This is a genomic window from Selenomonas sp. GACV-9 (genome assembly GCA_900116485.1).
GTDB lineage: Bacteria > Bacillota > Negativicutes > Selenomonadales > Selenomonadaceae > Selenomonas_A > Selenomonas_A ruminantium_G.
Genome location: FPAX01000005.1, coordinates 173,453 through 183,752, shown reverse-complemented (window position 1 = coordinate 183,752; position 10,300 = coordinate 173,453). Strand labels below are relative to the sequence as shown.

Annotated in this window: 10 protein-coding genes; 9 read left to right on the top strand and 1 reads right to left on the bottom strand. The window is 55.8% G+C overall.

Annotated features, from left to right (window positions below):
* Window positions 1–180 precede the first annotated feature (180 nt).
* From BM322_RS06940 to BM322_RS06920, 5 genes are all read left to right on the top strand, one after another.
* Window positions 181–1,044 (top strand): hypothetical protein, encoded by an 864-nt coding sequence (locus BM322_RS06940; RefSeq protein ID WP_075429170.1) that lies wholly within the window; start codon window positions 181–183, stop codon window positions 1,042–1,044.
* Between the two features lie 99 nt (window positions 1,045–1,143).
* Window positions 1,144–2,427, top strand: coding sequence for a serine--tRNA ligase (gene serS, locus BM322_RS06935; RefSeq protein ID WP_075429169.1), 1,284 nt, complete (start codon window positions 1,144–1,146; stop codon window positions 2,425–2,427).
* A gap of 60 nt (window positions 2,428–2,487) precedes the next feature.
* Window positions 2,488–3,039, top strand: a complete 552-nt coding sequence (locus BM322_RS06930) for a UbiX family flavin prenyltransferase (protein ID WP_075429168.1) — start codon at window positions 2,488–2,490, stop codon at window positions 3,037–3,039.
* A 134-nt stretch (window positions 3,040–3,173) separates the two neighbouring features.
* Window positions 3,174–4,364: an MFS transporter gene (locus tag BM322_RS06925; RefSeq protein ID WP_318254562.1), complete on the top strand. Its 1,191-nt coding sequence runs from the start codon at window positions 3,174–3,176 to the stop codon at window positions 4,362–4,364.
* A gap of 41 nt (window positions 4,365–4,405) precedes the next feature.
* Window positions 4,406–4,852: a MarR family winged helix-turn-helix transcriptional regulator gene (locus BM322_RS06920; RefSeq protein ID WP_075429167.1), complete on the top strand. Its 447-nt coding sequence runs from the start codon at window positions 4,406–4,408 to the stop codon at window positions 4,850–4,852.
* A 44-nt stretch (window positions 4,853–4,896) separates the two neighbouring features.
* Here BM322_RS06920 and rnhA read toward each other — a convergent pair whose 3' ends face one another.
* Window positions 4,897–5,592, bottom strand: coding sequence for a ribonuclease HI (gene rnhA / locus BM322_RS06915; RefSeq protein ID WP_075429166.1), 696 nt, complete (start codon window positions 5,590–5,592; stop codon window positions 4,897–4,899).
* Between the two features lie 184 nt (window positions 5,593–5,776).
* On the opposite strand from rnhA, the gene BM322_RS06910 reads away from it, so the two are divergent.
* The 4 genes from BM322_RS06910 (at window position 5,777) to BM322_RS06895 (ending at window position 10,269) form a co-directional block, all read left to right on the top strand.
* A complete protein-coding gene (locus BM322_RS06910; protein ID WP_075429182.1) occupies window positions 5,777–6,544 on the top strand; it encodes an ABC transporter permease in 768 nt (255 codons plus the stop codon).
* Window positions 6,545–6,576: 32 nt separating this feature from the next.
* Window positions 6,577–7,323 carry an ABC transporter ATP-binding protein gene (locus BM322_RS06905; protein ID WP_075429165.1) on the top strand — a complete coding sequence of 249 codons (747 nt, stop codon included), beginning with the start codon at window positions 6,577–6,579 and terminating at the stop codon, window positions 7,321–7,323.
* Window positions 7,320–8,609, top strand: coding sequence for an MlaD family protein (locus BM322_RS06900; RefSeq protein WP_318254561.1), 1,290 nt, complete (start codon window positions 7,320–7,322; stop codon window positions 8,607–8,609). The genes BM322_RS06905 and BM322_RS06900 overlap by 4 nt, the downstream gene beginning before the upstream one ends.
* 70 nt (window positions 8,610–8,679) lie before the next feature.
* Window positions 8,680–10,269 (top strand): TolC family protein, encoded by a 1,590-nt coding sequence (locus BM322_RS06895; RefSeq protein WP_318254560.1) that lies wholly within the window; start codon window positions 8,680–8,682, stop codon window positions 10,267–10,269.
* The last annotated feature ends 31 nt before the right edge of the window (window positions 10,270–10,300 follow it).

Genomic DNA, 10,300 nt, shown 5'->3' with positions numbered 1-10,300 from the left:
TCAGCGGAAACAGAAAAAGTACTACCCCGTGAACCCCGAGCTGCGTACTATCGGGATTCCGTTCCGCACGCACTGACAGACAAACTGCAATTTGACGTATAGACATAGAGGTAAAGGGCAGTGTATATTTCGGGCGGGATGGGGTATAATGAAGATAATGAATGATGGGGAGGGAATGGTATGGCAGTGACACCACCGGTGGCGCCGACACCGCCGACGCCGCCTTCGGTTCCGAAGGTGACGATTGGGGGCGGTGGCAGTGTGACGGAGTCGACGGTGCCCCAGAGCGGCCATCAGACCGACGCTGAGCGGCAGGAGACTGAGGCCCGTCAGGCTGTGGCGCGCGGGGATGGCGCGCTCTCGAAGACGACCCAGGAACGGCCGGAGGCCAAGAATGCGGCGCAGGGGCAGAAGGAAAACGGTAACCAGCAGGGCGGTGGCAATACTGTGGTGCAGACTGACCCGCAGGCGGCTGCGGCCATGCAGGACGCCACGCAGCAGGATCAGTCTGCTGCTCAGAAGTCACAGACAGCACAGACCGCGGCAGCTCAGCAGCCATCGCCATTGACGACGCAGGGAGTGGGCTACTGGGCCTTTACATTTGTGTCGGTGGCAATCCTGGCCTTTGTGTTTTTCCGTGTCGCCATGAAAAAGCGCCGCGGCGGCAAGGGGGAACTCTCGGCTGAGGACATCCGGCAGGCCATGACGCCGGTGGAAGATGAGACGGCGATGAATCTGCGTGGTCTTACTCCTGATGAGGCCTTGCGGCAGCTTGAGGAGCAGGAGCAGCTTGATGCTGAGGCCGAGCTGCGCAAGGCTCGTGCTGAGGCGAAACAGCGCCTGGCAGCGGCAAAAGCCAGCCGCGCTGTGCCAGTGCGGCCCTCGCGTGGCGAGTCGGCTGCCGCGGCACCTAAGCAGGCAGCGCAGCAATATCGCGAGCAGGTGACGGCCATGCCGCCAGAGGTCAAGGCAAAGCCCAAGAAGATCGTCCGGAAACCGCCAGCAAGCCCCGATGAGAAGGAGCATTTTGAGATAAGTGTCTGAATATTGACCGAGGTTCTTTTAGACGATATAATAGAGAAATGGAATGACAGGAAATAATATGATCCGTTCGATTGTATTGAGATATGGAGAGTGAGTATTTTGTTAGACATGAAGTTTGTCCGTGAACATCTTGACGAAGTCCGTCAGATGCTCAAGAATCGTTGTAATCCGCTGAATCTTGATGACTTCGAGGGCATCGAGAAACGCCGCCGTGAGCTGCTGCAGGAGACGGAGACGCTCAAGAGCCAGCGCAATGCGGTTTCCAAGGAAATCAGCGCGATGAAGAAGAACAAGGAGAATGCGGACGAGCGCATCAAGGAGATGCGTGAGGTGGGCCAGAAGATCGCAGAACTCGATGGCGAGCTCAAAGAGGTTGAGGAGAAACTTCGCGATATCCTGCTTCATATTCCGAACATGCCGCGTGAAGATGTTCCCATCGGCAAGGATGACACGGAAAATCCGGAAGTCCGCAAATGGGGCACGCCGCGTGAATTCACGTTTGAGCCGAAGGCTCACTGGGATATCGGCACGGACCTCGATATCCTCGATGCTGACCGCGCAGCCAAGGTCACGGGCGCTCGGTTCACCTTCTATAAGGGCATGGGCGCACGCCTTGAGCGTGCCTGCATCAACTTCATGATGGATCTCCATGCCGATAAGCATGGTTATACCGAGATGCTCGCTCCGTACATGGCCAATAAGGACAGCATGACGGGAACGGGTCAGCTGCCGAAATTTGCCGAGGATATGTTCAAGCTCGAAGGCCTTGACTACTATCTCGTACCGACGGCTGAGGTTCCGACGACGAACTACTACCGCGATGAGATCCTCGATGCCAAGATGCTGCCGCAGTACTTCAGCTGCTATACGGCCTGCTTCCGTGCTGAGGCTGGCAGCGCTGGCCGCGATACCCGTGGTCTTATCCGTCAGCACCAGTTCAACAAGGTCGAGATGATCAAGTTCTGCACGCCGGAGACCAGCTGGGAAGAGCTCGACAAGATGGTTGACAATGCGGAAGATGTCCTGCGCCTGCTCGAAATCCCGTATCATGTGGTCAAGCTCTGCACGGGTGATATGAGCTTCACGTCGGCTACGACCTACGATATCGAGGTCTGGTTCCCGTCTCAGAACAAGTACCGTGAGATTTCGTCCTGCTCGAACTGCACGGATTATCAGGCACGCCGCGCGAACATCAAGTTCCGCCGCGATGCCAAGAGCAAGCCGGAGTTCGTGCATACGCTCAACGGTTCGGGCCTGGCTGTTGGCCGTACGGTTGCCGCCATCCTCGAGAACTATCAGCAGGAAGATGGCAGCGTCATCGTCCCGAAGGTACTCGTACCGTATATGGGCGGCGTTGAAGTCATCAAGAAAGCTGAACTTTAAGACAGAACGATTTAGAGCCTCCCTGCTGGGAGGCTCTTTTGCTGAAAGAAGGGGAGAGCTATGAAGATTGTTGTGGGAATTACCGGAGCCAGTGGCAGCATCTATGGCTTGCGGCTCATCGATACGCTGCGGCAGGCTGGCCATGAGGTGCATGCTGTTGTCACGGACAGCGGCTGGCGGGTGCTGGACTATGAGTGCGGCGTGAGTCGGGAGGCCTTTGCCCAGCGTGTCGATGTGCTCTACGACAATAGCGATATCGGTGCGGCCATTGCGAGCGGGTCGTTTCGCATGGATGCGATGGTCATCGTGCCGTGCTCGATGAAGACGGCCGGCAGTATCGCCCATGCCGTATCGGACAACCTGCTGACGCGGGCAGCTGACGTAGCCCTCAAGGAGTACCGTCCGCTGCTTATCGTGCCGCGGGAGACGCCGATGCATGCGATCCATCTGGAGAATCTGCTGAAACTTTCCCAGACGGGAGCCCGCATCATTCCAGCGAGCCCAGGTTTCTATCATCGGCCGCAGACGCTGGACGATCTCGTCAACATGCTGGTTGGCAAGATCTGCGACCAGCTCGGCGTAGAGCATGATCTGTTTGCGCGTTGGCAATAAAAGATATGGATGAGCTTTGTTTGTCAGATAAAGGAAATTTATGACTTTGTTTGACAAGCAAAGCTGTTTTTATTATAATTGCCATACAATTGACTAGTTAAATTAACTAGTTAATATAAAATGAGGAAAGGATCATGAATATGCAAAAGGAAAGACTTTGGACGATTGATTTTATTGCTTTGGTGGTGACAAATGGGCTGCTGTTTGCAGGGTTCCATTTCCTGTTGCCGACGCTGCCAGTCTATGTGGCCAGCTTGGGGGCCAGCGGCCAGCAGATTGGTTTGATTGCGGGCATTTTCGGCTTTTCGGCAATCTTTATCCGCTTGTTTACCGATACGGGGGTGCGGGCACTGGGCAAGAAGAAGTGCTTGTATCTCGGTTTAGGGCTGTCGATCTTGGCGACGGCGGGCTATTCTGTGTTTGATTCGGTGTCAGGGCTTATCGCAGCCCGCATCATCCACGGTTTCGGTTTTGGACTGACGACGACCTTTGCGGCGGCCCTGGCGGCAGATGTCATTCCGGCTGCGCGCCGCGGTGAGGGTATTGGCTATTTTGGCCTAGGATCGACTGTGGCCATGGCTATGGCACCGGCCCTGGGCATCATGCTGCTGATGGATTTCAGCCCTGCAGCTCTGTTTGCCACATCGGGCCTCGTGACCTTTGGCGCGGTTATCGCTGCGCGCATCTGCCATGCGCCGGAGAAAATGTCGGAGCTGCCGCGGCCGGCCTTGCATTCGTCAATCCGCAACCGGTTTTATGAACATGGCACAGGCATACCGGCTGTGCTGACGATATTCTTTGGGGCGGCCTATGGCAGCGTCAATACGTTTATCGCGATGATGGCGGCTGAGGCGGGCATTCCGAGTTCGGGTCTGTTTTTCATTGTCGGTACGGTGTTCATCTTTATCTCGCGTCCGTTCGGCGGCCGCCTGCTTGACCGGTTTGGCGCATTTGCTGTCGTGCTGCCGGGGGCAGTGCTTTACTTGGTGGCGCTCGGAATCATCTTGATGGCGAATAGCCTGACGCTGTTATTGACGGCTTCTGCTTTCTATGGCCTGGGGGCTGGGCTGCTGCTGCCGGCGTTGATGACCTGGATGCTCAATGTGGTGCGTGCTGACCGCCGCAGTTCAGCCAGTGCCACCTTCTACAATATGCTGGACATCGGCACGAGTACGGGCATCCTTGTGCTGGGCGGTGTGGCCGATGCCATCGGCTATATCGCTATGTACCGCTATGTGGCCACCGTCATGGTATTGTTCCTGGCCTTTGCCCTGCTTACGCATTTCATCCAGCCGGCAGCTGTGCCAGAGGAGATAGAGGATTGAGCTGGATTCTGCTATAATGAGGCTAAGATAGGTAAAATGAGGTGAGACATATCGATACGGCAAAGTGGCAGGATGAGCTGATCCATCAGCTCTATCAGACGATGCGGGCCTTTGGCAAGACCCTCAACAGCAGTATATCGCCGACGGGCATCTATGGCTCGGAGTGGACGATACTCAATCTCGTGCGCCGCCATGACGGCATTGCGCAGGCCGATATCATCAACCTGTTGGGGGTCGAGCCGGCGGCGGTGTCCAAGACGGTGTCCAAGCTTGAGCAAAAGGGCATCGTCCGGCGGGAACAGCAGCAGGGAACGCGTGGCAAGGCCGTGTTCCTGACGGAAAAGGCCCGGGACCTCTGCGCGCCCTTGGAACAGGCTGTGGCAGCGCACCGCCAGCAGGCACTGGCTGGTCTTAGCCAGGAAGAGTGCGAGAACCTGCGCCAGCTGATGGCGCGTATCGAGCAGAATGTCTTGCATAGCAATCAATAAGAAAACCAGCAGTTTGCGGCTTGGCCGCAGCTGCTGGTTTTGTTTTACAGGTATTTCATGGCCTCGCTCTTTGCCAGCTGGTCGCAGCGTTCGTTGAGGTCGACGCCGACATGGCCTTTTACCCAGTGGAAGGTGATCTGGTGACGGGCGTAGAGCTCGTCGAGTTTCATCCATAGATCCTGGTTGAGCACGGGACTCCCGTCGGCCTTTTTCCAGCCGCGGCGTTTCCAGGCGGCAAGCCAGTGCTTGGTAAAGCCGTTCTTGAGGTACTGGCTGTCGGTGTAGATGGCAATCTTGGCCGGGGCCTGCGGAAATGACATGGCGGCGATGGCAGCCGATAGTTCCATGCGGTTGTTGGTGGTGCTGGGATTTCCTTCGTGCAGCTCAGTCACTTCGCCAGTGTGCACGTCAGTGATGACGGCGGCCCAGCCGCCGGGGCCGTCGGGGTTGCGCAGGCATGAGCCATCGGTGTAGATGACGTAATCCTGTTCGCTGTCCGGGATGGCAGGTGTGGCTGGCTGCGGGGCTGTTGCACGTCTGGCTGGGGTGGCGGTGCGCCGGGCGGCAGTCTGAGGCATAGTGCGCTCGCCGCCGTTCAGCCAGGCCAGGGCCTCACCGATATCGGTGAATCCTTTGTAGCGGGCCCCAGTGAAACCATCGACCTGTTTCTTGCACTCGGCCCAGGTCGTGAAGATGCCGCAGGCGCGTCCGGCGCGTACGGCGTATACTTTCTTTGGCATAGAAACCTCCTAATTCACGCAGTAGAATCTCTCTTATTATAGCGGGATTTTGCGGGAAAAAGAAGTTGAAATTTCCGGTAAAAATAGTAAACTAATCTTTACTATTTCGGTTATCTCTGCTAAAATCGAAAGGTAGTATAGGATAGGAGTATTCTCTGTAGAAGGGAAAAGGGAGATGGTGAAGCTGCTGAGATTGCTGGAACTCGTCGGTGCGTTTGTACTGCGCCGGTTTGAGGAGTTTGGCACGATTGTGCTGCTTTACCGCGATACGATGCGTGAGCTTGGCCACAAGCCGCGTTTTCGCCATATCCTGGCCCAGATGTCACATCTTGGGGTGGATTCCCTGCTTATCGTGAGTCTGACGCTGTTGTTCACCGGCGTGGTAATGACATTGCAGACGGCAGACATCCTGATCCGCTTTGGTGCGCAGGGAACGATTGGTGGCATCATCTCGATTGCCATTGGCCGCGAGCTTGGCCCAGTGCTGGTCGGTGTCGTCTGTGCAGGCCGCGTGGGAGCGGCCATCACGGCCGAGATCTCGACGATGAAGGTCACCGAGCAGATCGATGCCTTGCGCGTCATGGCTGTGAGTCCGGTCAATTATCTCATTGTGCCGCGCATGATTGCCTGCATGATCGTTGTCCCGATACTTACGGTGTTCGGCGATGTCATTGGCGTTGTGGGCGGCTGGTTCGTGGCGGTCTATTATAATGGCATCAGCTCTTATCTGTTCCTGGACTCGATCCATCGCTTTACCGAGGTATTTGATCTCACGGGCGGTGTCATCAAGGCGGTGTTCTTCGGCAATGTCATTGCTGTGCTGGGCTGCTATTACGGCCTGCACAGTCCCGATGGCGCTGAGGGCGTCGGCAAGGCGACCACCAAGACGGTGGTTTCGTCGATTATCGTCATCTTCATCTTGAACGCCGTATTGACTTTTATCCTGTATTGATTGCAGATACTGCTGTTAAAATGTGAGGAATCATGATTCGACTGGTAGATGTGTGCAAGAGCTTCAGTGGAAAAGAAGTCCTGCACCATATCAATCTGACAATTGAAGACGGGGAGACGCTTGCCATCATCGGGGGCTCAGGCTCAGGCAAGAGTACACTGCTGCGGCTGCTTATCGGCCTGATACGGCCGACGGCAGGTGAGATCTGGATTGGCGACAAGGAAATCTCGCAGATGTCCGAGAAGGAGCTCGACAAGGTCCGTCTGCATATGGGCATGGTGTTCCAGTATTCGGCATTGTTCGATTCGATGACTGTCGGCGACAATGTGGCCTTTGGCCTGCGCGAGCATACGGATCATTCCGAGGAAGAAATCCAGCGCATCGTTGAGGAGAAACTTCATCTTGTGGGCCTTGACAATGCTGCTGCACGCATGCCCAGTGAGCTGTCGGGCGGCATGAAGAAGCGTGTGAGCCTGGCGAGGGCCATTGCCTTTGGCCCCGATATCATCTTCTACGATGAACCGAGCTCGGGGCTTGACCCGCTGATGACGGCAAAAATCGATGAACTCATCATGCATACCCAACAGACACTGGACGTGACATCGGTGGTGGTCACTCATGACATGGTCAGTGCCTGCCACATTGCCGACCGCATTGCGATGGTTCATGAAGGTGATATCATTGCTCTTGATACGGTGGAAAATATCAAGCAGAGCAAGGATCCGAGGGTACAGGCTTTTTTCCGCACGGTAGCGATAGATAGGGAGGCACAGGGATGATGACAACAGAGGCAAAGGTAGGCGCATTTACGTTAGTGGGGTTGGCACTTTTTGCAGGGGTTCTCATCATGCTCAGCGGCTTCAAGCTCGGCGGCGATAAGGGCTATACGCTCTATGCTGGTTTCCGGCAGGTCATTGGCGTGCAGCCCCAGTCGACGGTACGTCTCTCGGGGGTGCCGGTCGGCGAGGTCAAGGATATCAAGAACGATGGCCGGGGGGTCACGGTGACGATGCATATCAATGGGGATGCGAAAATCCCCAAGGGCTCGCAGGTGACGGTGGGTTCGGCCGGCGTCATGGGTGAGAAGTTCATCAACATCGTGCCGATGGATACCTCCAAAGGCTGGGTGGAAGATGGCGATTATCTGATTGGCCAGGAGGAAGAAGGCATGGACGCGATGTTTGGCAATCTGGCCAAGCTGGTCGACCAGGCTCAGGGGCTTATTGCCGATATGCATAATATTCTTGGCAATCCGGACTTCCAGCAGTCGATTGTCATGATGGCCGTGAACATGCGCGACACGACAGCGCATATCAACGGCATGATGGCGGCTTTTGAGAACATGGCCCAGGCTAATCAAGGCAACATCAACCAGATGCTCGGCAACATGAATGCGATGACGTCCAGCCTCAACCGGACGGCCAATACTGTCGAGGCCATGATGACGAATCTGGCAACGGTGGGGGCCGACCCGCAGACTGCTGAGAACCTGCGGCTGACGCTTAACAATATCGCTGAGGCCAGTGATAAGATCCGCGTCATCGCCGAGGGCCTCGCGAAAGTGGCTGGTGACGAGAAGACCATCGAGGATACAAAGGCTATCATCCACAATACGCGTGAACTGACCGAAAAGGCAGGAAAAATGAAGCAGCAGCTCGAATCTATCAAGGTGACGCCTGAGGTCGATGTGCTGTACAGCGGCGCCAAGGACAAGTGGAGCACGGACTTCAATGTCAATGTGGGGGCGGCTGAAGGTCCTTTCCTGTCCTTTGGTATGGATAATATCGGCAGTTCCGGCCGCGGCAATTTCCAGGCAGGCACGCGTTTCGGCAATTTCGGTGCGCGGGGCGGCGTGATCTATGGCGAGGCTGGCGTCGGTGTCGATGCGTATGCAGGCGATAAGTTCAAGTTTTCGGCGGATGTCTACGATGTCCATGATCCATCAGTACGCCTGCGGGCGCAGTACCGTCTCGGAAATAGCGATACCTGGCTGCTGGGCCAGATGAACGATGTCAATGACAGCGACCATCGTGCGACCTTTGTGGGTATCAGGCAGTCGTTCTGATTTTCGATAATCTCTGCCGGCATAGGCTGGCATCTATATAAAATACATGATTTCAGGGGAGGATACAATCGTGAAGACGAATAAAGCTTTTCATAAAAAACTGACGGCTCTTGTTATGGGCGGACTTATGATGATGGTGTCTGGTACAGCACTGGCTGCCGATACGGTGCAGCTGGATCTCAAGGACAGCGTGCAGATGGCACTGGAGAACAACCGTAATATCAAGGGGGCCTTGGCCGGAGTCGAGAGTGCCAAGTGGAACCTGTCGGCCTATCGCCGCAAGACAGGCGTGACGTTCTCGTGGGCCGCTACGGCTGAGCGCATTGGCGGTCGTACGTATGAGCTGCAGGGTATCGATGGTTCACAGTTCGGCAATACCTGGCAGGCAGCAATGCCGCTCTATGATGGCTCGCTGCGCGCAGCTATCGACCAGTCAGGCTATGGACTCAACGAGGCAGATGTGACGCTGGAGAATACGAAACAGAGCATCCGTTATGAGGCTACGGCAGATTACTATAAGATCCTGCAGTGCCGCAATCTCATCAGTGTCCAGCAGGATGCTGTCAACACGCTGCAGGAGCATCTTGACAATGTCAATGCCCAGTACCGTGTCGGCACGGTAGCGAAATCCGATGTGCTGGCCTCCCAGGTACAGCTGGCCAATGCACAGCAGGCTTTGGTAACGGCACAGAACAATTATGACGTTGCCATTGCTACCCTCAACAATGTCGTGGGTCTGCCGACGGACACGGTACTCGATATCCGCGACCAGCTCAAATACACGAAATACGACCTGTCACTGGATGACTGCACGAAGTATGCCCTGGCTAACCGCGCCGATGGTGCTGCAGCCTACTATGCGGTCAAGCAGGCTGAGGCGGGCATCAATACGGCTCGTTCCGGCTACTATCCGTCGGTCAAGGCAGTAGCCAGCAAGACGATTGCTGGCGACAGCGGGTTCAAGGACAATCATACGGAGACTTGGGTGGCTGGTGCTGAAGCCTCCTGGAATATCTTTGACAATGGTGTGACGGCGGCTAACGTCGAGGCAGCTGAGGCTGGCCTGCTCCAGAAACAGGAGGCTGCGCATCAGAAAGACGAAGCAATCCAGCTTGAGGTGCGCACGGCTTATCTGAGTCTGCAGGCGGCAGAAAAGAACATCCAGACAACGCAAGTCGCTGTGACCCAGGCGGAAGAAGACTACAAGATTGCTCAGGTTCGCTACAGCGCAGGTGTGGGCACGAATCTTGATGTCATGGATGCCAACGAGAAGTTGACGGCGGCTCGCACGAACTACTATACGGCGCTGTATGATTACAATACGAGCAAGGCCGCACTGGATAAGGCCATGGGCCTGCCGGTGGACATCGACGTCGTGAAGTACCGCGAGTCGCAACAGGCAGGCAATCGCGTCAAAAAGGTTCGCGAGGATGCCAAGCTCAACGACAATGCTGTGCTTGAAGTGACGAAAGAGGCAAAGAAAGCTTCGAAAGAGGAGGCCAAAGCTGGCCGTCAGGTTGAGCGTGAGGTGCGCCAGGCAGCTAAGTCTAAGCAGGTAGAAGAGAAAAAAGCAGCTGGTGAGGCAGAGGTCAAGCCAGTTGCCGAGAAAGCAGATGCAGCTCAGGATACGGCTGCCGTAGCAGAGGAAATGGCAAAATAAGTTTGCCAGGATAAATATAGCCAGGGACAGG

Coding starts and splice junctions, on each gene's coding strand:
- BM322_RS06930 (WP_075429168.1), top strand. CDS start 2,488: ATGAAGATTGTTGTGGGAATTACCGGAGCCAGTGGCAGCATCTATGGC.
- BM322_RS06905 (WP_075429165.1), top strand. CDS start 6,577: ATGATTCGACTGGTAGATGTGTGCAAGAGCTTCAGTGGAAAAGAAGTC.
- rnhA (WP_075429166.1), bottom strand. CDS start 5,592: ATGCCAAAGAAAGTATACGCCGTACGCGCCGGACGCGCCTGCGGCATC.
- BM322_RS06940 (WP_075429170.1), top strand. CDS start 181: ATGGCAGTGACACCACCGGTGGCGCCGACACCGCCGACGCCGCCTTCG.
- BM322_RS06925 (WP_318254562.1), top strand. CDS start 3,174: ATGAATATGCAAAAGGAAAGACTTTGGACGATTGATTTTATTGCTTTG.
- BM322_RS06900 (WP_318254561.1), top strand. CDS start 7,320: ATGATGACAACAGAGGCAAAGGTAGGCGCATTTACGTTAGTGGGGTTG.